Origin of the sequence: Kribbella rubisoli (genome assembly GCF_004217145.1) — a bacterium.
Lineage (GTDB): Bacteria > Actinomycetota > Actinomycetes > Propionibacteriales > Kribbellaceae > Kribbella > Kribbella rubisoli.
The window spans coordinates 321,792-346,573 of sequence record NZ_SHKR01000015.1; the positions used below are offsets into that span (position 1 = coordinate 321,792).

Here is a 24,782-nt window from a genome sequence, read left to right on the forward strand (position 1 = left end):
GACGCGCTCGCCGAGCGTTCGATCTCGACGCCGGGCGAGCCCCAAGGGCCTGTGGACGGCTTGAAGGGCTCGCCTGGCGGCTCGGGCGTGGACTGGACCGTTGGGGGCACCTGCACGTCTCGGGGATGAGGGTCGCGCGGTCTGCACAATCGGCCTGTCAGCCCGGTTTGTGGGGTATACCGCCAGGCGAACACTTCCACCCTAGGGCCCGGCGGACCGGCTAGTGCCGATTTCCGCCGACTTGACCGCTAACCGGACAAGACCACTCCGAACTCAGCTCACCGGACGGGCGCGGTCGAGGGTGGACGGCGTCAGGGTCGGGTGCGCGCGGAGGTAGGCGATGAAGCCCTCGTGGTCGCGATCGTTGCGGTACGGGTCGGTGAAGCCGGTGAAGACCTGCGTGCCGTCGCCGCCGATCAGTGTGTAGGCGAGCGCGGCAACGCGATAGTCGCGGTTCAGATCGATGGGCTTGCCATCAATCCGAACGTTGGCGGGATCGACGCGCCGGCCGATCGGCTTCGTCGTGTCGTAGGTGTAGCTCACGTTGTGCGAGACCGCGAACGGCGCGAACTTCTCCGTCCCGTTCGCCTGCGCCACCCACTGCGCTTCGAAGGCAGCATGGAGCTGCGTGCCGGGCAGGGTCACGGTCAGCACCGGGTTGCCGTAGCCGAACGCGTTCCACGCCTCGCCGAACAGAACGGTGCCGTCGGCATCGGCCGGATTCGTGCCCTTGGCAAACAAGAGATCGCCGGTCAGTGCGTTCGAGCCCGACACCGGCTTGACCGAGATCAGCGCCAGGTCGGCACGTCCGCCACGATGCTGGTTCGCGTCCCAGTACGCGAAATCGGCGGCCAGGTTGCCCATCGTCGACTCGCCCGACCTGTTCGGCGTACGCGTGAAGTCGCCGGTCACCTTCACCACCGGTGTGGCGTAGCGCTTCGCCCCCTTCGCGGTCCAGTAGTCGGCGATGTACTGCAACTCCTCGTCGACCGGTACGTCGCGGGTGTTGGCGTGATTGGTCGACGTGGTGAGTTCACGGATCACGTGACCGGTCCGCGGGTCGAGCTTGAGGTTGATCTCGTTGATCAGCGATCCGTGGTTGCCGGCCTCGACGACCGGCCGCGGTACGCCGTTCGGGTCCGGGACCATCATGTTGAACCGGCAGTGCCAGTGCCCGGTCACGATCGCGGCGATGTCCGGCGAGGCCTGCGCGGCCAGCTGGAAGACCGGCCCAGAGGGGTTCGTGCCCGCGTTGTAGTCGTTGCCGGCCACGCCGCCGTCGTGGATGTTGATGACGATCGCGTTGATCCCGCGCTTCTTGAGCTGCGCGGCCAGCTTGTTGGCCTGCTCGACGTCGGACAGCGCGCGCAGTTCGGGCTGGTACGACGTGGACCCGGTCGGGGTGTCCATCACCGTGAGGTGGATGAACGCGATCGGCAACTTACGCCCGCGTCCGGCGTCCACCCACTCGATGTTGTACGGCGGGACGATCGTCCGGCCCGTGTCGGCGTGCACGATGTTCGCCGTGTAGAAGCGGAAGTTCGCGCCGCGGAACCGGTGACCGGTCGAGTCGACGAAGTTGTCGTCGCGCCCGTTGACCGGGTACGGCGCACCGTGCTCCATGTGGTCGACGAGGAACTTGACCGACTGGTCCAGCTCGTGGTTGCCGACCGTGCTGAACTGCAGCCCCAGCGCGTTGAGCGCCTCGACGGTCGGCTCGTTCGCGTGCGCGTCGATCTCGAACGGCCAGCCGGAGAAGTTGTCCCCGGACGAGAAGAAGAGCGAGTTCCGTCGTCCCTCGCGCAGCTGCTTGAGGTGCGTCGCCAGGTAGCCGACCCCGCCGACGGTCACCTGGACGCCGCCCGCGCCGGTGATCACGCTGCCCTGGCCGGGAGTCGTGGGCTGCAGGTATCCGTGCAGGTCGGTGATGTTGAGCAGCTGTACGTCGACGTACCCCGCGGCTGCGGCGTCATCGAGAGCGTCCGGGCCGGCGTAGGCGAGGTCGCCGACCGCTGCGGCGGTGGCGACGGCTCCGGTGGTGGTGAGGAACGTCCGGCGGCGGATCCGTCTGTTCACTGCGAACCTACTTCCTGAGGGCTTCATGGGGGAGGGCGCGCGTTTGTGCGCATTATTGCCTCTTTCCGACATTAATAGCCTCGCCGCGGGCAGGCGTCAACGCCTGACTGAACAATCGGCGAACGCGAGTCAGCGCTTGGGGGAGTCGAGGCTGGTGGCTGCCAGCGTCGGCAGCGGGCCGCGCGAGCGGGCGAGCAGGCGCCCGTCGACGGCGTCGAGAGCTAGCGACGCGGCGCCGAGCGCGACGCACAGTGCGCCCAGCGAAGAAGCTCGCAGCTCCGGCACGCGCGGGCACAGCCGGTCCAGCTCGGCGGCCAGCGGTTCCATCAGTACGTCGGCAGACTGCGAGAACGCGCCGCCCAGCACCAGCAGCCGCGGATCGACGATCGAGATGGCCGTTGCGGCCGCGACCGCCATCGCCCGCGCATACTTCCGTACGGCGTTCACCGCGGCCCGATCGCCGTCACGGGCAGCTGCGAACGCCCGCTCGGCCTTGTCCATCTCGGGGATCTCCGCCGGTACGACGGCGTGCAGGTGCTCGAGCGCCACCTCCCACGCGACTCCGCGCAGCGCCGACATATCCGCCGCCGCGCCGTACGCACCCCGCCGCAACTGTCCGTCGAGAACCAGCGCCAACCCGGTACGTCGGCCCGCGTGCAGAAACACCATGTCCGTGGCACCGCGGCGTTGCTCGGCGAGAGCGGCGAGCTGACTGTCGTTATCCACGACAACGAGCGGTGCCGATCGCCCGAAGTACTCCGCGAGGTCGGTGCCGGCCCAGTCGGGGATCGCATTCGCCCGTACGACGGTGCCGGCGGCATCGACCAGCCCGGTCGTGCCGACGCCGACGGCCCACACTTCCGCACCGGCCTCACGCGCGCACGCCGCGACCACCTCGTCGGCCGCCGCAAGTCGTTCGGGGCGCGGGGTCTCGGGCGTCACGGACTGCCGTTGGCTCGCGAGCGTCTGCCCGTTCAGGTCGGTGAGCACCCCGCGGACCGAGAATGCGCCGATGTCGAGCCCCACGACGTACCCGGCCTCGGCCCGGAACCGGTAGCTCCGCGCCGGCCGGCCGCGGCCCCGGATGGCCGGGCTCTCCTCGACCAGCCAGCGACGGGTGAGGAGGCTCGCGAGGACCTCCTCGACCGCAGTACGTCCGAGGCCGCTCTGCTCGACGATCTGTGCGACCCGCACGTCACCGGCGGAGCGCACCGCCGCGAGTACGGCTCGCTCGTTGAGCTGCCGCAACCGGGACTGATCCCCGGCGTCCGGCGTCGTCGACCCCATGATCGCGCCAGCTTAATATCAGGAGTCCCAGATCGGGCCGAGCGCAGGGATTCCCAGCTGTTCGAGTCCGTGCACGACCGACCACGTGACCTTCCGGTTCGACACGCAGATCACGGCCTCCGCGCCGGAGTCGGCGTACGCCGAGTAGGCGAGCTTGACCATGTCCGGCTTGCCGTGTGCGTCGGTGTCCCAGATGAGAGCGTCGGGCTGCGCGGCGAGGATCTCGTCGACGAGGTGCTGTCCGTACGTCTTGACCGGGTCGCGCGTCACCCAGACGAGCTTGCTCGGCACGCGGCTCGCCAGGATGTGCGCGAGGATCGGGCCGATGCCGCTGCCGGTGGCGACGTACACCACCCGGCGGAACACCAGGCCGTAGTTCGCCATGCCGGCGGTCGCGACGCCACGCACCCACATGTGCGACGGCGGGTCGTCGATGAACTCGCCGGTCCAGTCGCCGGCCCGCGAGACCGCCATCCGGAACCCCGGTACGCCGGGCGTCGGGATCACCGCGAAGCTGTGCCACTGCTGCAGCGGGTGCCGTGCGATGGAGCGCGACGAGCCGGCCATCGGCCTGCCGTAGCGGGAGTGCACCAGGGCGACATGCGACGACGGCCGGATGACGTCGATCGGGACTCGCCGCAGCAGCATCCACGGCGCTAGCGAGCTCAGTGTGGTGACGACCAGCACCCAGACGGTCGGCGTGCCGGCCATTGCGGTGAGCAGCGGACCGCGACGTTCGGCCGCCAGCAGGAGCGCGCCGATCCAGAACAGGATCGACAGGGTCCACCCGCCGTACCTGTGGACGCGCTCGAAGCGATCGTGGTGCTTGGCGCGGGCCTTGGGTCGTGCGGTGATCACGATGGCGAGCAGCAGGACCGCCTGAACGCAGTACACGAGTTGCAATGCCGCGCCGACCTGTCCGATTGCGGCGACGGTCAGCGCGAGGAACCAGAGGGTGCCGCAGACAGCGCCGCCGACATGCAATCCGCCCAGGTGATAACCCTTCGCGAAGGCCCACCGGACGCGCAGCGGCCAGGACTTCGGGACCTTCATCACCAGACGGGAAAGACAATTCACGAGCAGTTGTTGGCGGACGAGAATTCCCACAGCGAAATTCACCTGAGCCACCAGCGCGAGATCGGCGACCCCATGCACTCCGCTCAGCAAGACAACAACGTTCGCAACCACGACGAGCAGAGCCAGTCGATTGCTCTGCATCAAGCGTGGATGCTTGAGAATCCTCCGGATCCACGGCAGTTTCGCCGGCAACAGAACAACATCAGGACGTGCGAGAACCTGCAACCCAGCCATGAAAATTCCCCCAGAATTTCCAAATCACCCCGGTAATGCAGGCTGAGACGCCCCGCGACCCCCATCAGGTTGATCGGTCAGGCACCACTGCAACACAACCTCAACAATCGGCGACTTCGGGTTAGAGCCCTCGCAGTACTGCTCGGCCGAGGGGAGTGAGGGTGTGGTTGACCGAGTGGCCGAAGCGGGTGGTAGTGATCAGGCCGCTTTCGCGGAGGACCTTGGCGTGCTGGCTGATCGAGCCGGGGGAGACGCCGAGGCGGTGGGCGACCTCGGTAGTGGATGCGGCGTTCTCCAGGCCGGCCAGGAGTTTCGCGCGGGTCGGGCCGAGCAGGCGCACGAGTACGTCGAGGTCGCCGGTCGCCTCGTCGAACGGCTCGTCGTCCGGCTGGATCGGGAGGACCAGCGTCGGCGGCAGATCGCCGTCGATGAACGTGACCGGCGCGCCGAAGCAGAAGTACGACGGGACGACCAGCAGCCCGCGGCCGTCGAGGTCCAGCGTCTGATCGGTGAAGTAGTCGGCCTCGAGGACGGGCGCACGCCAGCGGATCGAGGTGTGCAGGCCGCCGAGCATGCCCTCGACCCCGGCGTTCAGCAGTAAGGCGGTGAGGCGCTGTCGGGCCTGCTCGACCCCGGTCTGGATCGCGCTCCAGACCGGGCGTACGGCGGTGTGGTGGTACCGCTCGAGGGTTTGTACGACCGGGTCGAGCCGACCGCTGTCGTAGGCGTGCCCCGCCCACTGCGGCGTCGGTACGGCGGCCGGGTACGTGCGGGCGAGATCGTCGCGGACGACGGCCCGCGGCACCTGCCGGATCGCCTCGAACTGCTCGTCGACGTCCGGTCCTGAAGGCGAGGACGGCGTCAGGAAGTCGGCGAAGTTCCCCGACGCCGGGACGACGGAGTACGCCGCGCGCAAGATGTCCTGATGCTCGCTCAGCGCGCTTCGCCAGGCCCAGTAGCGGGCCGGGAGGTTGTGGTACTGCAAGCCGTTGATGCTCAGGACCGACTCCCACAACGGATGCGGTCCGCTCGCCACCCGGACGCGCGCCAGATCCGCGCTGGTGAAACGGATCCGCAGCATGACCTCCCCTTCCTGCCCTTGTTCACCGTACGCGCCGGAAGGTTCCGTCGGAGGCTACCGGAGCGATCGGAACGCCGCGCGGACCTCCTCGGTGAACAGCTGCGGCTCTTCCCAGGCAGCGAAGTGACCGCCGCGGGCCGGCTTGTTGTAGTAGGCAAGGGTCGGGTAGGCGAGCTCGGCCCAGCTGCGCGGCGACTGGAAGATCTCGCCCGGGAACGCGCTGAATCCGACCGGCACGGTGACCGGCGGCGGGGTCTGTCCACCGCGGGCCATGGCGCTCTCCCAATACGCGCGGGCGGACGAGACTCCGGTGCCCGTCAGCCAGTACAGCGTGACGTTGTCGAGGACGTGGTCGCGGGTGAGGTTGCCGGCGACAAGTCCGCCACGGAACGCGCGGGAGATCTTGTAGTAGCTGTCGGTGTCGTGGTCGAGCATCCAGGAAGCGAGCGCGACGGGCGAGTCGAGTAGTGCGTAGCCGATCGTCTGCGGACGGTTCGACTGCTCGACGATGTAGCCGTTGCCGCTCCGGGCGAACTCGCCGAGCGCCTGGGTGGCAGCTACCTCGTCCGGAGTGGTCGCCGGGAACTGCACGCCGCCGAGGGCGGGGACGAGGAGGTTCAAATGGATGCCGAGCAGACCGGCCGGTGCGAGCCGACCCAGGCTGTCCGTGACGGCGGCGCCGACGTCGCCGCCTTGGGCGACGTACTTCGGGTAGCCGAGGCGTCGCATGAGCTCGGCCCACGCCTTCGCGGTCCGGCCGGTGTCCCAGCCGGTCTCGGTCGGCTGACCCGAGAAGCCGAACCCGGGGACCGACGGCAGGACCAGGTGGAACGCGTCCGCGGCCCTGCCGCCGTGCGCGGTCGGGTCGGTGAGCGGGCCGATGGTCTCGAGCAACTCGACGATCGAGCCGGGCCAGCCGTGGGTCATGATCAGCGGCATCGCATCCGCGTGCCGGGAGCGGACGTGGATGAAGTGGATGTCCACGCCGTCGATCTCGGTGGTGTACTGCGGAAGCCCGTTGAGCTTGGCCTCGAACTTGCGCCAGTCGTACCGGGTGTTCCAGTACTTCGCCAGCGCCTGACTCGTGGCCAGCTGCACACCTTGCGAGCGATCCGCGACGAGCTCCTCGGAGGGCCAGCGGGTCGCGGCGACCCGCCGGCGCAACTCGTTGAGCTGATCGCGCGAAGCGGTGAAGCGGAACGGCCGGATCGCGGTGGAGCCGGACGGCGACGACACAGCAGCCGGAGCTGCCACGGCCTGGTCGCCCAACGCCGACACGGCCGGTACGGCGAGCCCTGCGGCCAGCCCGCCGTACAGCCCGCCGTACAGGACTGTGCGCCGACTGGGCCTGGGGGACGCTGACGGAGACATATTCTTCCCTTTCACGAGTTCTCTGTACTCGTGAAAGCGTCGTCTGCCGGCGACGGCGTCGCCCCAGTAGAAACCCCTGGTCTTAGTCGATGACTGCCGGCGGGGCCTTCTCGTCGGTCAGGTTGACGACTTCGCGCTTCCGCGGGAGCATCAACGCCGGTATCAAGGTGATGACCACCAGGACCCACGCGACCCAGTAGGTGTGGGCGAACGCCGCGGCGGCCTCGGTCAGGCCGCGCTCGATCACGGCCGGGTCGAGGTGCAGCGGAACGATGCTCGCGGGGCGCGTGTTGGACAAAATCGCTGCCTGCGTCTCGCGGAGTCCCTCGCCGAGCCCGGGAATGTTCTGGGTGCCGGGGATGATCGGCGAGTTGTTCAGCTGGTTGGTCAGGATGACCGACATCGTGGCGACGCCGCACGAGGAGGCGATCTGCTGGCTGATGTTGAGCAGTGTCGAGCCGCGTGCGACCTGGGGGCCGCGCAGGGTCCGCAGTGCGGTGGTGAACAGCGGCATCATCGTGCCGCCCATGCCCAGTCCCATCACGAAGAGCATCGCGATCAGGATGCCGTACGGCGTGGTCGCGGTGATCTGGGTCAGGCCGAACATGCCGATCACGATCAACCCGATCCCGAACGGCACGATCCGGCCGACCGGGACCTTGTCCACCAAGCGCCCGGCGATCGGCATCGTCACCATCGCACCGATGCCTTGCGGCGCGACCAGGAGGCCGGCCTGCAGCGTGGACTCGCCGCGGATCTGCTGGAAGTACGTCGGGACCAGCAGCAGTCCGCCGAAGAACGCGGCGGCGAACAGGAACATCGTGATGATCGAGATGGTCAGGTTGCGGTCGCGGAACAGCCGGAGATCCAGCAGCGGGTGCGCCGGCCGGAACGAGTGCCAGACGAAGGCTGCCATCAGCAGCACACCGATCAGCACCGAGACCCACACCCGGGGCGCAGTGAAGTCACCGCCCTCGGCCGGCAGCGACGAGATGCCGAAGAGGAACAGCGCGAGCCCTGGCGACATCAGCAGCACGCCGACGAAGTCGAACGACTCGGACGGCTCCGCGTGGTCCTTGGCCAGCGCGAACCACGCGTAGGTCAGCGCGATCACGCCGAGCGGGACGTTGATCAGGAAGATCCAGTGCCAGCTCGCGACCTGGATCAGCCAGCCGCCCAGGATCGGGCCGAGGATCGGGCCGAGCAGCATCGGCACACCGAGGATCGCCATCAGCCGGCCCATCCGGCGCGGACCGGCGGCCTGGGTCATGATCGTCATCCCGAGCGGCATCAGCATGCCGCCACCGAGACCCTGCAGGACGCGGAAGCCGATCAGCATGTCGATGCTGGAGGCGGTCGCACACAGCGCGGACCCGGCGGTGAAGAGGAAGATCGCGGCCATGTACAGCCGCTTCGTGCCGAACCGGTTGGCGGCCCATCCGGTCAGCGGGATCACGGTCGCCAGTGCGAGCGTGTACCCCGTGACCGTCCAGGCGACCGTGGAGTACGCGACCGGGTTGCCCGGCGTCCCGAACTCGTCCTGGAACGTCGGCAGCGCGACGTTGACCACGGTGATGTCGAGGATCGACATGATGGCCCCGAGCACCACGACACCGGCGATCTTCAGTACTGCGGCATCGATCTGATCGGGGTATTCGGCTTGCGTATCAGGCTGACTCACGAGTCCCCCCTTGGGTACGAGCACGTCGTTCCAGAGCCTACGCGCGCCCACCCCCCAAAAGTCAGCCGGTTTCGCCGGCGTGACTCCCTGTCGTCACCCAACTCCCGAGCAGAGCCAGCGCGTCCGCGGAAGGCGAGGCGGGCTCGGGGGAGTAGGCCGTGATCGTGAGACCGGCGTCGGCGGACAGCTCCATGGCTTCGAAATCGACCGTGATCACGCCGACCACGGGGTGGTGGAAGGATTTCGTGCCGGTGCGGTGCAGGCGGACGTTCTGGTCGGCCCAGCGGGTCCGGAAGTCCTCGCTGCGGGTGCTCAGCTCGCCGATCAGGTCGGTCAGATCCTTGTTGTACGGGTCGCGCCCGGCCTCGGTGCGCAGGATCGCGACATTGGTGTTCGCGGACAGATTCCAGTCCGGGTGGAAGTCGTGCGCTCTCGGGTCGAGGAACCCGAACCGCGCGTGGTTCGGCGCCTGCCCGGGAGCGGTGACCGGGCTGTCGAAGAGCGGCGCGAAGAGGGCACGCCCGAGCGGGTTGGCGGCCAGGACGTCGAGACGTCCGTTGCGGACGAGCGCGGGCGTGGTCGCCATACCGTCGAGAATGCGCTGCACGGCAGGCCTCACCCGTCGGGCCGGTTCGCGGCGCGGGGTGCGGTGGCTGGCGTTCGCAGTACGGGCGAGGTCGAACAGGTAGGTACGCTCGGCTTCGTCCAACTGGAGGGCGTCCGAGATGGCGTGCAGGACGGTCTCGGAGACGCCGGAGAGGTTGCCCTTCTCGATCCGTGCGTAGTAGTCGACGCTCAGCCCGGCCAGCGTTGCGACTTCCTCGCGGCGTAGCCCCGGCACGCGCCGGTTGCCCCCGTAGTACTGCAGCCCGGCCTGCTGCGGCGTGACCTTCCCGCGCCGGTTGACGAGGAAGTCCCGCACCTGCTTCCGGTTCTCCGTGCTCACGTTTCCAGCTTACGAACGCCGGTGCCGGCGAGGGGGGTTCTGTCAGTACCCCGTTCGCCCAGGCCTCCCGCCTGCCCCCCCGACGGGGGTTGGCTGGGCTGTGAGCAACTAGGAGGACAAATGAAGGAACGCACTCTTGGAGCCGACGGTCCCGTGGTGTCGGCGATCGGGCTCGGTTGTATGACGATGACCGGCGGGTACGGCGGGCGGCCGGATCGAGGGGAGATGGTCAAGCTTCTGCACGCTGCGGTGGAGCGGGGTGTCACGTTCTTCGACACCGCGGAGACCTATGGGCCGCATGCGAATGAGGAGTTCGTGGGTGAGGCGCTGGGGCCGTACCTGGGTCGGGTGGTGGTGGCAACGAAGTTCGCGAACGCGATCGATCCGGTGGAGCGCAAGCCGCTCGGGCGGATGCTGCGGCCGGACGAGGTGGCGGGCGCTGTCGACGGCTCGCTGCGGCGGCTCGGGGTCGAGGCGATCGACCTGTACTACCAGCATCGCGTGAATCCGGCGTACCCGATCGAGGAGTTCGCCGGGGCGGTGAGGGAGCTGATCGAGGCCGGGAAGGTCAAGCGGTACGGGATGTCCGAGGCCGCCGCGAATACGATCCGGCGCGCGCACGCCGTACAGCCCGTGACCGCGGTGCAGAGCGAGTACTCACTCTGGTGGCGTCGACCCGAGGAAGAGGTCCTGGCTACGTGTGAGGAGCTGGGGATCGGGTTCGTGCCGTACAGCCCACTCGGCAAGGGATTCTTGACCGGTACGGTCGGGTCCACCTTTGACAAGGACAACGATCTGCGCGCACGCATCCCGCGGTTCGGGGCCGAGGCTCTGCAGCACAACGTTGCAATGGTCGAGTTGGTGCAGTCCTTCGCCACTGCGAACGGCGTGACGCCGGCGCAGATCGCGCTCGCGTGGTTGCTGGCGCGGAAGCCGTGGATCGTTCCGATTCCGGGTACGACGAAGCTGCACCGGCTGGAGGAGAACCTCGCAGCCGCGGACGTCACGCTGTCCGCCGACGAGCTCGACCGGCTGACCGAGGCGTCGTCCCGGATCAGGATCGAGGGCGGCCGGTATCCGGATGAGCTGGAGGCCCAGACCTATCTCTAGGTCGTGGCCTAGTGTGGGTCGTGCGGCACCCCATTGAGCCCCGGTTGAGGAGGAGCGATGTCGGACGAACCTTTCGAGACTTCGGAGAACGTGCACCGTGATCGGCGGGAGCACGGTGGCGGCGACTCGATCCACCCGGACCAGGACGAGCTGGACCGCCGGACCGAGGAGGAGCGGGTCGAGGCCGGTGTCGACGCGTACGACCCGGACGAGGTCCCGCCGGCGACCGACGAGCCGGTGCCGACCGACGTGACGCAGTCAGAGGTCTACGAGGAGGCGAAGGCGGAGCTGGACCGCGAGGAGTCCGAGGGCGAGATCTACCCCCTGACCGAGCGCCACCCGTTCCCGCCGTCCCACTACGACCGCTCCTGACGGCGGCCGCATGATCGCGCGGATGTGGCGCGGCTGGGTGCCGACCGAGAAGGCCGCGGAGTACGCCGAGATCGTCGAGCGCACCGGCATGTCCGGCTACCGCCGTACCCCGGGGAACCAGGGCGCGCAGCTCCTGACCCGGGATCTCGGCGACGGCCGGACCGAGATCGTCACGCTCAGCTGGTGGACCGACCTCGACCACATCCGCGCGTTCGCCGGCGACGACATCACGCACGCGAAGTACTACCCCGAAGACGACGACTACCTGCTCGAGCGAGAGCTCACCGTCACCCACTTCGAGGTCAGACCCGAGGACACCTGACTACGTGGTTGTCTGCGACTCACGCTAGGGGTGGGCGGTCGGTTCCCGCTTCTCGATTCCTGACGGGAAGCCGAAGGTTGTGACCAGGGTGGGGTTCTGGAACTCGACCACTCGGGAGATGCCGGTGGTGGTGGCGGTCAGTACGACGATGCCGCTCGCCTGGCCGCGGTGGTACACGGCTGCGGCGGGCTGGGCGTTGGCGGTCGTGGGGATGAACTGCCAGTCGCCCGGCGGCCCGAACACGTGAGCCTCGAGCAGGTGGATGCACCTCGTCTTGCCCGATTGCCAGTCGCGGAACGGTGTTGCCTCGAGCGTGGCGTCTGCGCGGAGTACCTGCTCCAGCAGGTTGGCGTCCGAGCGCTCGAAGGCCGTGATGTAGCCGTCGAGCAATGCGCGTGCCCGCTGGTCGGTCGGCTCGAGGAGCTCGTCGGGCTCCACCTCGTCGAGGGTCGAACGGGCCCGCTGCAGGGCGCTCTTGACCGCCGCCGTGGTGGTGCCGAGGATCTCCGCGGTATCGGTCGCCGGGAACGCCAGGACCTCGCGCAGGATAAGAACCGCGCGTTGGCGTGGCGGCAAGAGCTGGAGGCTGGCGATCAGCGCGAGCCGCACCGACTCACGGGCGACAACCACCGCAGCCGGATCGTCGGCGGCCGGTGCGATCCAGCTGTCCGGGAGGGGCTCGAGCCACGAGACCTCGCCCGGTACGGCGGGGAGCGGCGGGCGGTCGGGTCCGTCGTACGGGCCGGCCAGACCGGAGGGCAGCATCCGGCCCTGTCGCGAGTCGAGGGCCGTGAGGCAGACGTTGGTGGCGATCTTGTAGAGCCAGGAACGGATCGAAGCGCGGCCCTCGAAACCGGCGTACGAGCGCCAGGCCCGCAGGTAGGTCTCCTGCACCAGGTCCTCGGCGTCGTGCGCGGAGCCGACCATGCGGTAGCAGAGCGCGAGCAGTTCCCGCCGGTACCGCTCGGTGTCCGCGGCGAACTGCTCGTCCGAGCCCATACGCAATTGTCTCAAGGCAGCAGGGCCAGCTTGCCGACGGTCGCGCGGGCTTCCAGTTCCGCGAGCGCTTTCGGCCCGTCGGCCAGGTCGTAGGTGGTGGGTCGACCGGGGGACAGGACGCCGGCGGCGATGAGCCCGAACAGCTCGCCGAAGATGTGCGGCGCGGTCTCGATGAGAACTCCGAGGTTGAAGCCGATCACGTGGACTTGATGCCTGTACACCAGGTCCCAGTTGGTGATCGCAGCCTCGCCACCTGCCGCTCCGATGACGACGACCCGACCAGTGACCCGCTTGGCGGCCGCGAGGCTGGCTTCGAAGGTCCCTCCCGTCTCCACCACCAGATCGACGCCGCCGGTGAGCCGCAGTACGTCGGCCGCGAGCGCATCGCTCCGCGAGTCGAGTACATGGTCGGCACCCAGCGCCAGCACGACCTCGTGCTTGCTCGGCGACGCGGTGCCGATGACCGTAGCGCCATAGTGCTTGGCGATCTTCACCGCCGCCTGCCCGGTCGCACCCGCGGCCGCGTGGATCATCACGGTCTCTCCGGCGGCAACGCGGCCGAGCGTCGTCAGCGCAGCCAGCGCGGTAGGCCAATTCACCACCATCCCCAGCGCGTCCTGCGCCGTCCACCCCGCAGGCACCGGCACGGCCGTCGGCAACACCATGTACTCCGCAAACGCACCGTCCCCGATCCCGACGACGAGTTCTCCCAAGCGCGCCTCGCTCACCCCGTCACCTACCGCCACGATCTCCCCAGCCGCCTCGAACCCAGCCAGGTACGGCGGCGTCGGTCCACCGCCGAACACGCCATAACTCTTCGAGAGGTCGGCGAAGTTGATGCCCGCCGCCGCGACCCGAATCAACACCTCACCCGGCCCAGGCACCGGCACCGCCGTATCGGCGATCAGTCGCATGTCCCGAGGACCGTCGAAAGACATCTGCTTCAGCGCTCGCATTTCCATGTCAGGTAGACCGGCCCCGCGACGAAAAGGAATCGGTCTGGTTTGATGAAGTTTCCCGACGCCCCTAGGGAGTGCTGATGATTCGCCGTGTGCTCGTGCTGCTGGCCAGTTTGTCGATGGTGTGGTTGAGCGTGCCGGTCGCGCAGGCTGCGCCGAGCGGAGATCGGGACGTCATCGTCCAGCTGTTCGAGTGGAACTGGAACAGCGTGGGCCGCGAGTGCGGCGCGGTGCTCGGTCCCAAGGGGTACGGCGCTGTGCAGGTCTCGCCGCCGCAGGAGCATGTCGTGCTGCCCGGGTCGGGGTATCCGTGGTGGCAGGACTACCAGCCGGTGAGCTACAAGATCGACAACACCCGCCGCGGTACCCGCGCCGAGTTCGTTGCCATGGTCAACAGTTGTCACGCCGCGGGCGTCAAGGTGTACGTCGACTCGGTGATCAACCACATGACCGGCGGCTCGTCCGGCGGGGCCGGCAGCGCGGGCTCGTCGTACACGCACTACGACTACCCGGGGATCTACCAGAACCAGGACTTCCACCACTGCGGGCGGAACGGCAACGACGACATCGTCAACTACAACGACCGGTACGAGGTGCAGAACTGCGAGCTGGTCGACCTGGCGGATCTCGCGACGGATACCGACTACGTGCGCGGCCGGATCGCGGCGTACCTGAACGATTTGCTGTCGATCGGCGTCGACGGGTTCCGGCTGGATGCCTCCAAGCACATGGCGGCCGCGGACATCGCCGCGATCAAGGCGAAGCTGTCGGGTCCGGCGTACCTCTATCAGGAGGTCATCTACGGCGCGGGCGAGCCGATCACCCCGGACGAGTACGTCGGCAACGGTGACGTGCTGGAGTTCCGGTACGGGACGGATCTCGCGAAGGTCTTCAACACCGAGCGACTGGCGTACCTGCACACGTTCGCCGAGCCGCTGCCGTCGGATCACGCGGTCGTGTTCACCGACAACCACGACACGCAGCGGGGGAGCGGCGTACTGACGTTCCGCGACAACGGCCGGTACGCGATGGCGAACGCGTTCATGCTGGCGTGGACGTACGGTACGCCGAAGGTGATGTCGAGCTACGAGTACAGCTCGAACGACGAAGGCCCGCCGTCGACGAACACCGGGCAGACCGTCGACACGACGTGCTTCGCGAATCGGTGGCGCTGCGAGCACGAGTGGCGCGTGATCGCGAACATGGTCGGCTTCCACAACACGACGCGGGGGACCGCCGTCACCGAATGGTGGGACAACGGCAACGACGCGATCGCCTTCGGCCGCGGCACCAAGGGGTACCTCGTCCTCAACGACGAGAGCTCTGCCCTGACCGGCCGCAGCTTCCACACCGACCTCCCGGCCGGGGTGTACTGCGACGTCTTCCACGGCGACTACACACCCGGCCACTGCAGCGGACCGACGTACACCGTCGACTCGGACGGCTGGTTCCGCGCCGACATCGCAGCCACCGACGGCCTCGCCCTACACGCCGGCGCCAAGGTCTCCTGAAGCGTCACTCGCCGAACGGCGGTGCGGCGGCCGGGCCGGTCCAGTGGAAGTACACCGGGTCGTCGAGACTCACCGGGAGCTTGCCGCGGTTCTGGATGACGGTCGCGGTGCCGTTCGCGTGGCCGACGGCGTACAGATAGGCGGACTTGGTGTCCTTGTCGATGCCGAGCAGCAGCGTGCCGTACTGCCCGCACCTCTCTGCGACCAGCGCTTCGAAGCCCTGCCAAGTCGAGCCGCGGACGAGCTTGACGACGGGCTTCATCGGCGTCGCCGTCGGGATGTGGATCGTGTACAGCGCCCCGCCGCGGGTGTTGGCCAGGAAGGTGTCGTAGGTCCGGGTCTGGCTGATCAGCGTCATCGATTTCACCGCGGAGAAGCCGGGGTACGACGCCTTGTTCCGCCACCCGCCCTGCGTATCCACGGTCCAGCGGAACAGCACGCCGTCGCCGCTCAGACCGTAGGTGTTCGTCCGGTAGAACGAGCCGCTGGAGTACGTCGACTGGTCGACCGCGGTGAAACTGGCCCAGCCTCCGCCGATGCGGCTGAGGCCCGAGCGCAGGATCTCGCCGTCCGCGAAGTTGACCGCGTAGAAGCTCTTGTAGAGGGCGTCGCCCAGGACGAGATAGCCGCTGGGCTCGGGGCCGGCCGCGTTCGCGTCGGCGCTCATCGTGGCGCTGAGCCGGACCTGACCGTCCGGATACACGTCCCGTCCGACGATGTGGTCGTACGTGCGGGTCGGCGGTGAGGTCGCGGCCATGAACTGCATCCAGCTGTCGCCGCCGGCAGTGACCGATCCCAGATCCACCGCACAGGCTTCCGTCGTGGCGCGCGGCGACGCGCCGGCTGATGTCGGCAGGAAGCCGACCGCGAGTACGGCCGCGACGGCTCCTGCGACGAGCGTTCGATTCATCTCTGTCCTCCCCCGGACTGGTGCTCAGCGCCCGGCGGCAGCCCCAGGAGACGGATGACCGCCCTTCCGCTGCAAGGCCCTCACCTGTCCTGATGCCCACAGCGAGACCAAAGTTGCGCCGGCCGGCCCAGCGCCCCGCGGCGCAGTGCCCGGCGTCCGGGGGAGCGGACGCCGGGCAGAGGTGGTCAGAGGATGCTGAGACCGATGGTGCCCCGCGCCAGCCTGCCGGTGGAAACCCGGTCGTTGCCCGCGAGCGTGTCGACGGTGAGCTGGTCCGTGGGTTCCGCGTCCTTCAGCTGTACGTCGGCCCGCAGTCCGGACACCCGCACGTCGCCGTGGGAGCCGGAGACGCGGATGTGGTCCCGGCCGGCGGTGCCGGTCACGGTCACCGCGTCGATCGCCGAGTCGCCGCCCCTGGTGTTGAGCTGTGCGCCGAGATCGACGGTGACCTTCTGGACATCGGTACGGCGCAGATCGCCGACGGTGACGGTGTCGGCGCCGCCGAGGGCGTTGAGCGTGAGCCGCTCGACATTGTCGGTGTCCATCACGATGTTGCCCACGTCCCGGGTGAACCGCAGCCGCGCACCGTTGGCAGAGGCAACGAACTTCTCCGCGACGGCCGCACCGTTGAACACCATCGTGTCCTGGTCGCGACCACCCTCGACGACGTCGCTGCCGTCGCCCGGATCCCAGGTGAACGTGTCGCGTCCGCTGCCGAGCAGCGCCGTGTCGGCGCCGCGGTTCCCGTCGACGCTGTCGTTACCGGCGCCGGTGCGGATCAGTTCGTTGCCGCTGCCACCGAACACGGTGTCGTTGCCGTTCCCGGTGTCGATGATCGTGGCCGGCTGCTGCACCTCGGCGCCGTAGTCGATGCGTACGGTGTCGTTGCCACCCCGGCTGTCCACGTGGATCTGGCCGAAGTCGGCCCGCTTCACGACGCGCTTCGCCGTACCGTCACCGAAGTCGACCTCGACCACCGAAGTGTCGGCGGCCGGCACGCTGAGGGTGATGCTGTCGGCGTGGTTCGTGCCGGTGACGATCAGCTGGCCGGTGTCGATCACGACGCTGCCGGCCGGCGCGGCGGACGCCGTACTGACAAGACTCACGGCGATGCCGGCGCTGACAGCTGCTACGGCGAGTCCGCGCCGAACACGCTTTGCCACAGTACTCATGATGTTTTCTCCCCTGTTGTTCACGGCCGTCTCGAGTCGACTCGCCGGAATGTATGGGCCCTACACGGGCGCCGACACAAGACGGTTCACACTGAACCGAATTCGTTCGGCGCTCGTATGCACGGCACACAAGGGGAAACTAGGGAGATCGTGGGGGAAGCCAACAATATGGATTACAGGGCCGCGACGTAGCGCGAGGTGATCGCCGCCCACGCCGCCCCCGTTCGGTCGCGGCGTGGGCGGCCGGCTGGGCCAAGGTTGTCCCAGCCAGTCTGTTCGAGCCGGACGACGGTGCCGTCGCCGCGCGGGTTGAACGTGATCTCGACCTCGGTGGCCTCGCTGCGGTCGAAGAAGAGGTGCCACACGAATCGCAGCCGCCCGGGCGGTTCCCAATCGAGGACCTCGCCCCACAGGTGCTCTGCGCCGTCGGGTCCGGTCTCGACGATCCGCCCGCCCGGCAACGGCTCGAAAGTGATCGCCGACGGATCACCGCTGACGGTGTGACTGGTCGGCCACCAACTCGCACACTTGCGCGTCCACACGTCGAACGCGTGCGGGACCGATGCGTCCACGTCGAACTCGACTACCAGAGGCTCGATCATCGCTCTTCCGCAGTGTTCTCGGCGACGATCCGGAACCGGGTTGCAGCCGACCCCCACACCTCCGCGAAGTACGCGCGCACCGCCTCCACGCCCTCCTCGCGGAGTTGGTACACCCGACGATTCCCATCGGGTACGTCGCTCACGAGCCCGGCGTTCTTCAGCAACCGCAGGTGCCGGGACACGGCCGGTCGGCTGATCGGCAGTTGCTCGGCGATCTGCCGGACCGACAGCGCGCCGCTGCCGAGGATCTCGACGATCGCCCGCCGGTTCGCGTCACCCAGCGCGTCGAGCGCGGGCGCGGCCTCACGCGGTTCCACTGGCAATCTCCCATCTCGGTAACTTGAGTGTTACGGTAACCGAAAGTGGACCAAGAGGGGGAGTCATGGACGGACAAGGTTCGGGAACGGCCGCGGATCCGTGGGTTCTGACCACGCCGCCCGGCAGCTCGCAGTACCAGGTGTATCGCGACGAGTCGGCCCTCGTGTGCCGGGTCGGGACGACGAAGCTCAGCTACGACGTGCGTTGCATCGACGATCTCCACGCGATGCTGAAGGCGCACGGTGACTGGATGCCGCTCGGCAACGCCGACGAGCAGAAGCCGGCCGCACCGGGCACGGTCGAGGCCTGGGCGCGCTCCGAGGACAATCCGGTCGGCGGCTGGTACGGCCTCCGCAAGGGCTACCGCGGCCGCTTCGCCAACTACGTCCCGCCCGTCCTCGAAGTCCTCGGCCTCGTCGAACTCGAGCACAACCCGCGCAACAACCGCGTCCGCGCGCTCTAGCCCTCGACCACCTCCACGGTGACCTCGTCGAGGGAGTGGACGACGACGCTGGCCAGGGCGAGCGCGTCGTCCTGAGGCGGGTAGCTCGCATTCGGTACGGCGATGACCCGCAGCCCCGCCGCCGACGCCGAGCGCAGTCCGTTGGTGGAGTCCTCGATGGCGACGACCCGGGACGAGTCCGCCCCGAGCCGCCGTACCACCTCGTTGTAGACCGCGGGGGACGGCTTACCCGCGCCGACCTCCTCGGTGGAGACCGTGACGCGGAAGTGGTCGGTCAGCTGTGCCGACTCGAGCACGGTGTCGATCAGCCGCCGCGGCGATGACGACGCCAACCCCAACGGCCAGCGACTCGCCAGCCGCTGCACCGCCTCGACGGCGCCCGGCAACAACGGCAAGTGGGACCGATAGCGCTCCACCATCCCATCAATGACCCTGGTCGCCACCTCTTCGGCCGACCCAGGTACCCCGACGTCGGTCAGGTACGCCGACCACTCCGGCGTGCTCATACCCTGCAAGGCTTCCGTGGCGTCCGCAGGCCAGTCCCGGCCGGCGGACGCCACGACGCCTCGCCGTACGTCGTCCCACAGCGGTTCGGAGTCGATCAGCACCCCGTCGAGATCGAAGACCACCGCATCCGTCATAACCTGATTTCTACGTGGGTCCCGCCCGGATTGCCAGGATGACGCAACCACAGGATGTTGTCCTCGTAGCGCGCCTCGATGTCGTCGCCGTTGACGGCAGTCGGCTCGGACGGCACGCGCAGGGCGGTCGTGACCTGTACTCCGCGGGGAGCCTCGCAGGTGAAGCGGATGCCGGTCTCGTCGGAGCTCCAGCCCTCGATTCGGCCGGCGGAGGCGAGCAAGGGCTGCTCGTCGTAGCTGAGGTCGCGGAGCCAGGTCAGTTGCCCCGGGCCCAGTTCGCGCCGGCAGACGAAGGGCAGCGCCGGATCGAGCAGATCGAGATAGTTGCCTTCGACAACGTGGGTCCCGTCAAGGACCGCCCCGACCAGGTACGGACCGCGCTGCACCGACAACCAGTTGGTCGACTGCCAGGTATGACCGCCCGCCTCGGCCAGCTCGCGGATCGCCGCGACCAGTTCGTCGGCGCGTTCGGGGGACTCGGTGAAATCGGCCGGGCGGACCGGCAGGAATCGGACCCGGCCCTTCCCGATCGACTGGATGCCGTCGCGGCCCGCCCCGAGCGCCTCGGCCAAGTGATCGGCGCAGGTGTCGTAGCGGCCGGTCCACCACGAGCGGATCGCGTGATACGGATCGGCGCCATCGCCGACGTACAGCAGGCTGCCGCCGCGGTTGACCCACCCGGCGAGAGCGTAGTGGATGCTCGGCGCGAGCGGTTTCTGGAACTCGTAGCTCAGGACCAGTACGTCGACATCGTCCAGCGCATCCGGTGTATCGATCACGTTCTCCAGCTGCACCGGCGCGACCCGCTGCCCGTCGAACAGCGGCGGCAGCGCAAGACCGTAGAAGTCCGAGAAGTGCAGCTGCTCACGACCTTCCAGCGCCAGCGCGTCCTGCAGACCGTCGTAGTGCCCGCTCTCGCCGCCGGGGGACCAGCGCTGGAACATCGCGGTGTCCGACAGCGCGATTCCGATCCGCGGGCCTTCCTGATCCCATCGCACGTCGGGCTGGTCCAGATCGCGCAGGCTGTTCATCGCGATCAGGTAGCTGGTCGCGGTATCCGGCGGGATGAGCTCCCGTTCGTCGGTTCCCTCGCGCAGGTACGGGCGGTTGAAGATCCGGTTCGGCCACGGCGCCACCTCGTACCGCGAGACGCCCGGGTGCAGGAGCGACGCTATGAGGGTGCGCTGGTAGTTGGCGAGGTAGTCCTCCCAGGTGCGGTCCGGGTGGTCCTCGATCGGGTCGTGCAGGAACCACATCCGCCGGTCGGTACCGCGGGTCAGGTCCTGCGCGATGCCGTATTCGAGGTACGCCGTTTCGAACGTGCGCTCGGCGACCTTGCCGGCGTACACGTTCGGTGTCCGGGCGGTCCCGGTCCACACCTGCGCGATCGCGCCGTCGATCGAGGGCAGCGTCCGCAGGCGTGATTCGGGGCTGACGATCTGCCACTGCGTGTAGTTCAGCAGGCTGTGGGTCGGGACGTAGAACCGCACCTCACGGCCTTGCTGGAGCGCTTCGTCGCGGAGTACCGAGGTGACGCGGTCGAGGCTGCGGGAGAGGAGATGCTGCTTGAGCTGTCCAGCGCGGAAGTGCGCCTCGGGACTGCTGTGCGGCGGCTGCCACGGCTCCTTGAAGAAGGCCTGCCACTCGCGCTTGAACGACTCCGAGTAGCCGGCCCGCGCCCAGAACTCCGGCTCCTCGAGGTGGATGCCCTCGACACCGAGCTCGATGATCGGGCGGAGCTTCTGGACCAGGTACTCCGTGAAGCTGAACGTCGGGACCATGTACGGGATGTCGGTGCTCTGACCGTGCAGGATCGGCTTGCCGTCGCCAGTGGTCTGAGCGTCGGCCCAGTGGTCGGAGCCGTCCCACCGCCCGTCGAGATAGTCCTGGTACGTGCCCCACGAGATGCCGGTCATCAGGTGGACGCGATACCCGGCCTCCCGCCACCGGGCGATGCGCTGCGCTGTGGTGTCGTTGAGGCCGTAGACCATGACGAAATCGGTGCGCAGGTCGATCGATTCGTCGTACGGCGCTTGCTCCTGAAAGCCGGTCGCTTCACGGTGCTTGTCCGTCATACGTCAACCCTTTCGTGCCCGGCACGCCGGGCGCCAGCGTGCTGTCAGGAACTGGACAGCAGCTGTGAGACTTTCTTCGCCGGATCTGTCGGATCCGGGGTACGCCGTTCGTAGCAGGGGTGAGAGGCGGCCGGACAGCGGCCGCGGGACAAGGAGCGCTCAGATGACGCAGTACCTGATCTCGTTCGAAGACGGCGCGATGGATATCACCGAGGAGGAACTGCCCAAGGTCGCCGACGAGGCGCACGCGGTCGTGCAGGAGGCGAAGGACGCCGGTGTGCTCGTCTTCACGGGCGGGCTGGACTATCGCCAGAAGCACGCCCTGGTCGACACCGACGGGCTGATCACCGACGGGCCCTACCCGGAGAGCAAGGAGCTGATCGGCGGCCTGTTCGTCGTCGACGTGCCGACCTTCGACGACGCCCTGAAGTGGGCCGCGAAGGTCGCGGTCGCCTGCCACTGCGCGCAGGACGTCCGCGAGTTCTTCCCGTTCCGTCGCACCGATATTTAGTGGGTCGTGAGCGCTGTGGCTTGGCGCTATCGGCGCCCAGGCACGCACCTCGCGGCACTTGGCCAGCGCCCACGATGCTCCGCATCGAGGCCACTGACCAAGCACCCCGATGCACGCACCTGGACACCGCTACCGCTCAACCCACAACGCTCACGACCCACTAGTTCAGCAGATCGGCGGCCTGGAGTTGCTGCCAGATCTCGGACTGGTCGACGACGGTGACGCCGAGTTTCTCGGCCTTGGTGAGTTTCGAGGCGCCGACGTCGGCGCCGGTGATGAGAAGGTCGGTGCTGGCCGAGACCGACGAGGCGATGGTCGCGCCGGCCTTCTCGCAGAGCCGCTGGAACGCCGGCCGCGCCACCTTTTCGCCGGAGCGCGGGTCGCTGATGGATCCGGTCACGACGACGGTCTTGCCGGCCAGCGGTGCACCGGCCGCGACGACCGGCGGGAGATCCTCCTCGCGTACGTCGAGCGAGACGCCCGCTTCCCGCAGCCGCTCGAGCTCAGGCCGTAGCCGGGTCAGGTGCTCGATAAGTGAGGCAGCAACCTTCGGGCCGATGTCGTCGACGGCAACGAGGCCTTCCTCGCCGGCCTCGGCGACCGCCTCGAGCGAGCCGAAGCGCGCGCGGCACAGCCGGGCCGCGGTGCCCTCGGAGGCCATCGGGATCGCGAGGCCGATCATCGCGCGGCGGAGGCCGACCTGACGGCTGGTGTCGATCGATTCGATCATCCGCGCCGCTGAGACCTCTCCGATCCGGTCGAACTCCAGCAGCCTCTCGGCGGTCAGGTGGTAGAAGTCCGACGGGTTCTCGAGGATTCCGGCCTCGGCCAGCCGCTCGATCCAGACCCCGCCGATCGCGTCGATATCGGCCGCGGCGCGCGAGGCCCAGTGGATCAGCCGCCGCACGGTTTGGGCCGGGCAGGAGACGTTGGTGCAGAACAGCTCGCGGCTGTTGCCTTGCTCGGTCAACGGGAAGCCGCAGGACGGGCAGACGACCGGCGGCACGACGTCCTGCTCGTCGCCGGTGCGCTTCGACGCGTCGAGCACGCCGGCCACGAACGGGATCACGTCGCCGGCCCGGCGCACCAGGACCGTGTCGCCGATCTTGATGTCGCGGGCCTTGATCACCTCCTGGTTGGCCAGGGTCGCGCGCGTGACCGTCGTACCGCCGACGAAGACGGGCTCGAGCCAGGCGACCGGCGCGATCTTGCCGGTCTTGCCGACGTCCCAGACCACATCGGCCAGCACGGTCGTCTTCTCCTCGGCGGCGAACTTGAACGCCAACGCACCGCGGGGCGAGCTCGACCGGGTGCCCGCGGCAGCGAAGGCGTCGCGATCGGCCAACCGCAGTACGGCGCCGTCGAGGTCGTAGTCGAGGTCGTTGCGTCGCTGCTCGATCGAGGTGATGACCGTCTGCGCCGCGGCGGCGTCGTCGCAATGCCGCATGTCGGCGACGGTGAAGCCCATCGTGGTGAGCGCACGCTCGAGGTCCGCGTCGGCGCTGTCGGTGAGCAGGTCGAAGGCGAGGAACTGCAGGCGCCGCTCGGCGACCGTGGCCGGGTCCTTGGCGCGCAGCGTGCCGGCGGCGGCGTTCCGCGGGTTGATCAGCGGCTTGTCGGGGTGGGCGGCGTTGTACGCCGCGAACGTGGAGCGCAGCATGACCGCCTCACCGCGCACCTCGACGCGGTCCTGCACGTCGAGTTTGGCCGGGACCCCGTCCGTGAGCGCCCGCACCAGCGGGGTCACGTCGTCGCCGGTCGTCCCGTCGCCGCGGGTGACCGCTCGAGCCAGGCGGCCGTTCTCGTAGACCAGGGCTAGTGACAAGCCGTCCAGCTTCGGCATCACGACGACGGACTGGCCCGGGAAACGGCTGAAGAACGCCTCGACCTGCTCCGGCCGGGTCGCCTTCTCCAGCGACAGCATCGGCCGCGAGTGTCTGACCGGCGCGTGCAACACGGCCGGCGCACCGACCTGGTCGAGCGGGTTCGGGTCCGGGGCGAGCTCCGGGTTGGCCTCGATCAGCGACCGCAGCTCGTCCTCGATCGCGTCGTACTCCGCGTCAGCCACCGACGGCGAGCCGCGGTAATAGGCGTCCCGCAGTACGACAATCTGATCGGCAAGTTCCTGAATCCGCTCCCCAACATCCACCCCCAGGACCCTACCGGGACCCGCAGACAAACCCCGTCAGGCAGCGCGATCGAGCAGGGACCAGCGGGGATCGTCGTTAGACCAGTGGTTGACCAGGGCGTCGACGGCGAGGTGGTGGACGGCCGGATCGAGTACGCCGTGATCGGTCGCGGCATCGAGTACGTCGAGGTAGGTGGCGACCGACTCGATCGGGAGGGTCTGGGCGATCGGTGCCACCGTGGTGGCGACGTCACGCATGTCGACCAGCGTGAAGGCGCCGACCAGGATCGCTCCCTCGCTCTGCAGTTCGTCGGCGAACGCCTCGAGCGCGCCGCCCGAGGACACCGCGTCGTCGACGAGCAGCACCTGTCGACCGGCCACTGACGCTCCCCGGACGCTGGGTTCGTGGTCCTCGTGCCCGACGTACCCGGGCTTGCGGACGAAGGCGAACGGGAGGCCGGCGGCGAGCGCGACCGCCGTCGCGAGCGGGATGCCGCCGGTCTCGGCGCCGACGACGACCTCGACGCCCATGCGCCGGGCGAAGTCCACGGCAGCGGCTCCGAGGTCGGGCAGCAGCCGCGGGTCGCCGTACGCGTTCTCCACCGAGAGCGGGTGCAGCGGGAGGCGCTCCTTCAGGTCCCAGTGCGCGACGCCGGGGCGGACCAGACCGGGAACGGTGGCGAGCCGAGTCACGAGATCCGTGCGCGGCTGGGGGACGACGGTGAGGCGAGCCAGGTCGGCCCGGTCATTGAGCTGCACGCGGCGAGCATTCGCCAAGGTCTTCCGGTCGGTGTTCATGTCATCGACGATCGCCCTCCGGCCGCCCCCATCGCGCCCGTGCCGATCCCTGGTGGATCACCCCGGGCCGGCCGGCACGTGCGCCGCCCGTCGATGGACCCGTGGTTGCCCCTGGCGTGACGAGTCGGCAGAAGCCGA

General features: G+C 68.6%; 23 protein-coding genes. 6 read left to right on the plus strand and 17 right to left on the minus strand.

Translation table 11 applies throughout. The features are described from left to right. Positions 1 to 273 precede the first annotated feature (273 nt). The 7 genes from EV645_RS30990 to EV645_RS31020 all read right to left on the minus strand — a co-directional run bounded on the left by EV645_RS30990 (position 274) and on the right by EV645_RS31020 (position 9,753). Complete coding sequence (locus EV645_RS30990; RefSeq protein ID WP_242000773.1) at positions 274 to 2,076, minus strand: bifunctional metallophosphatase/5'-nucleotidase; 1,803 nt, start codon at positions 2,074 to 2,076, stop codon at positions 274 to 276. A gap of 129 nt (positions 2,077 to 2,205) precedes the next feature. Continuing rightward, the gene (locus EV645_RS30995) at positions 2,206 to 3,363 is read right to left on the minus strand and encodes an ROK family transcriptional regulator (protein WP_130447596.1); all 1,158 of its coding nucleotides are present in this window, start codon (positions 3,361 to 3,363) and stop codon (positions 2,206 to 2,208) included. Between the two features lie 18 nt (positions 3,364 to 3,381). Then, positions 3,382 to 4,581, minus strand: coding sequence for a ferredoxin reductase domain-containing protein (locus tag EV645_RS31000; protein WP_242000774.1), 1,200 nt, complete (start codon positions 4,579 to 4,581; stop codon positions 3,382 to 3,384). A gap of 214 nt (positions 4,582 to 4,795) precedes the next feature. Then, positions 4,796 to 5,755 carry an ArsR/SmtB family transcription factor gene (locus tag EV645_RS31005; protein WP_130447598.1) on the minus strand — a complete coding sequence of 320 codons (960 nt, stop codon included), beginning with the start codon at positions 5,753 to 5,755 and terminating at the stop codon, positions 4,796 to 4,798. 54 nt (positions 5,756 to 5,809) lie between these two features. Continuing rightward, a complete protein-coding gene (locus tag EV645_RS31010) occupies positions 5,810 to 7,126 on the minus strand; it encodes an epoxide hydrolase family protein (protein ID WP_130447599.1) in 1,317 nt (438 codons plus the stop codon). A gap of 82 nt (positions 7,127 to 7,208) precedes the next feature. Continuing rightward, complete coding sequence (locus EV645_RS31015; protein WP_130447600.1) at positions 7,209 to 8,807, minus strand: DHA2 family efflux MFS transporter permease subunit; 1,599 nt, start codon at positions 8,805 to 8,807, stop codon at positions 7,209 to 7,211. Between the two features lie 61 nt (positions 8,808 to 8,868). After that, a complete protein-coding gene (locus EV645_RS31020) occupies positions 8,869 to 9,753 on the minus strand; it encodes a helix-turn-helix domain-containing protein (RefSeq protein ID WP_130447601.1) in 885 nt (294 codons plus the stop codon). A 120-nt stretch (positions 9,754 to 9,873) separates the two neighbouring features. Here EV645_RS31020 and EV645_RS31025 point away from each other — a divergent pair, with 120 nt between their 5' ends. The 3 genes from EV645_RS31025 to EV645_RS31035 are packed head-to-tail and all read left to right on the plus strand — an operon-like array spanning position 9,874 to position 11,557. Next, complete coding sequence (locus EV645_RS31025; RefSeq protein ID WP_130447602.1) at positions 9,874 to 10,863, plus strand: aldo/keto reductase; 990 nt, start codon at positions 9,874 to 9,876, stop codon at positions 10,861 to 10,863. Positions 10,864 to 10,920: 57 nt separating this feature from the next. Beyond that, the gene (locus EV645_RS31030; protein WP_130447603.1) at positions 10,921 to 11,235 is read left to right on the plus strand and encodes a hypothetical protein; all 315 of its coding nucleotides are present in this window, start codon (positions 10,921 to 10,923) and stop codon (positions 11,233 to 11,235) included. A 10-nt stretch (positions 11,236 to 11,245) separates the two neighbouring features. Further along, the gene (locus EV645_RS31035) at positions 11,246 to 11,557 is read left to right on the plus strand and encodes an antibiotic biosynthesis monooxygenase family protein (RefSeq protein ID WP_130447604.1); all 312 of its coding nucleotides are present in this window, start codon (positions 11,246 to 11,248) and stop codon (positions 11,555 to 11,557) included. A gap of 24 nt (positions 11,558 to 11,581) precedes the next feature. Here EV645_RS31035 and EV645_RS31040 read toward each other — a convergent pair whose 3' ends face one another. Both EV645_RS31040 and EV645_RS31045 read right to left on the minus strand, forming a co-directional pair. Then, the gene (locus tag EV645_RS31040) at positions 11,582 to 12,571 is read right to left on the minus strand and encodes an RNA polymerase subunit sigma-70 (protein ID WP_242000775.1); all 990 of its coding nucleotides are present in this window, start codon (positions 12,569 to 12,571) and stop codon (positions 11,582 to 11,584) included. Next, the gene (locus tag EV645_RS31045) at positions 12,568 to 13,518 is read right to left on the minus strand and encodes a zinc-binding dehydrogenase (RefSeq protein ID WP_242000776.1); all 951 of its coding nucleotides are present in this window, start codon (positions 13,516 to 13,518) and stop codon (positions 12,568 to 12,570) included. Before EV645_RS31045 ends, EV645_RS31040 begins: the two co-directional genes overlap by 4 nt. Before the next feature lie 77 nt (positions 13,519 to 13,595). Here EV645_RS31045 and EV645_RS31050 point away from each other — a divergent pair, with 77 nt between their 5' ends. Beyond that, entirely contained in the window at positions 13,596 to 15,026 is a 1,431-nt protein-coding gene (locus EV645_RS31050) for an alpha-amylase (protein WP_130447605.1), read from the plus strand. A gap of 4 nt (positions 15,027 to 15,030) precedes the next feature. On the opposite strand, the gene EV645_RS31055 is transcribed toward EV645_RS31050, so the two are convergent. The 4 genes from EV645_RS31055 to EV645_RS31070 all read right to left on the minus strand — a co-directional run bounded on the left by EV645_RS31055 (position 15,031) and on the right by EV645_RS31070 (position 18,027). Continuing rightward, complete coding sequence (locus tag EV645_RS31055) at positions 15,031 to 15,936, minus strand: hypothetical protein (protein ID WP_242000777.1); 906 nt, start codon at positions 15,934 to 15,936, stop codon at positions 15,031 to 15,033. Between the two features lie 185 nt (positions 15,937 to 16,121). Beyond that, on the minus strand, positions 16,122 to 17,108 hold the full coding sequence (locus tag EV645_RS31060) for a calcium-binding protein (RefSeq protein ID WP_130447606.1): 987 nt from the start codon (positions 17,106 to 17,108) through the stop codon (positions 16,122 to 16,124). A 173-nt stretch (positions 17,109 to 17,281) separates the two neighbouring features. Next, complete coding sequence (locus EV645_RS31065) at positions 17,282 to 17,710, minus strand: SRPBCC domain-containing protein (protein WP_130447607.1); 429 nt, start codon at positions 17,708 to 17,710, stop codon at positions 17,282 to 17,284. Then, positions 17,707 to 18,027, minus strand: coding sequence for an ArsR/SmtB family transcription factor (locus EV645_RS31070; RefSeq protein ID WP_130447608.1), 321 nt, complete (start codon positions 18,025 to 18,027; stop codon positions 17,707 to 17,709). Before EV645_RS31070 ends, EV645_RS31065 begins: the two co-directional genes overlap by 4 nt. 65 nt (positions 18,028 to 18,092) lie before the next feature. Between EV645_RS31070 and EV645_RS31075 the strand changes: the two genes are divergently transcribed. After that, entirely contained in the window at positions 18,093 to 18,491 is a 399-nt protein-coding gene (locus tag EV645_RS31075) for a DUF6855 family protein (RefSeq protein WP_130447609.1), read from the plus strand. Here the strand turns inward: EV645_RS31075 and EV645_RS31080 are convergent. Both EV645_RS31080 and EV645_RS31085 read right to left on the minus strand, forming a co-directional pair. After that, entirely contained in the window at positions 18,488 to 19,132 is a 645-nt protein-coding gene (locus tag EV645_RS31080; protein WP_130447610.1) for an HAD family hydrolase, read from the minus strand. The genes EV645_RS31075 and EV645_RS31080 overlap by 4 nt on opposite strands. Then, positions 19,129 to 21,207: a hypothetical protein gene (locus EV645_RS31085; RefSeq protein ID WP_130447611.1), complete on the minus strand. Its 2,079-nt coding sequence runs from the start codon at positions 21,205 to 21,207 to the stop codon at positions 19,129 to 19,131. Before EV645_RS31085 ends, EV645_RS31080 begins: the two co-directional genes overlap by 4 nt. A 163-nt stretch (positions 21,208 to 21,370) precedes the next feature. Here EV645_RS31085 and EV645_RS31090 point away from each other — a divergent pair, with 163 nt between their 5' ends. After that, positions 21,371 to 21,718 carry a YciI family protein gene (locus EV645_RS31090; RefSeq protein ID WP_130447612.1) on the plus strand — a complete coding sequence of 116 codons (348 nt, stop codon included), beginning with the start codon at positions 21,371 to 21,373 and terminating at the stop codon, positions 21,716 to 21,718. A gap of 160 nt (positions 21,719 to 21,878) precedes the next feature. Here EV645_RS31090 and ligA read toward each other — a convergent pair whose 3' ends face one another. Next, positions 21,879 to 23,867, minus strand: a complete 1,989-nt coding sequence (gene ligA / locus EV645_RS31095; RefSeq protein WP_130447613.1) for an NAD-dependent DNA ligase LigA — start codon at positions 23,865 to 23,867, stop codon at positions 21,879 to 21,881. Positions 23,868 to 23,903: 36 nt separating this feature from the next. Continuing rightward, positions 23,904 to 24,644, minus strand: coding sequence for an orotate phosphoribosyltransferase (locus tag EV645_RS31100; RefSeq protein WP_130447614.1), 741 nt, complete (start codon positions 24,642 to 24,644; stop codon positions 23,904 to 23,906). Positions 24,645 to 24,782 lie beyond the last annotated feature (138 nt).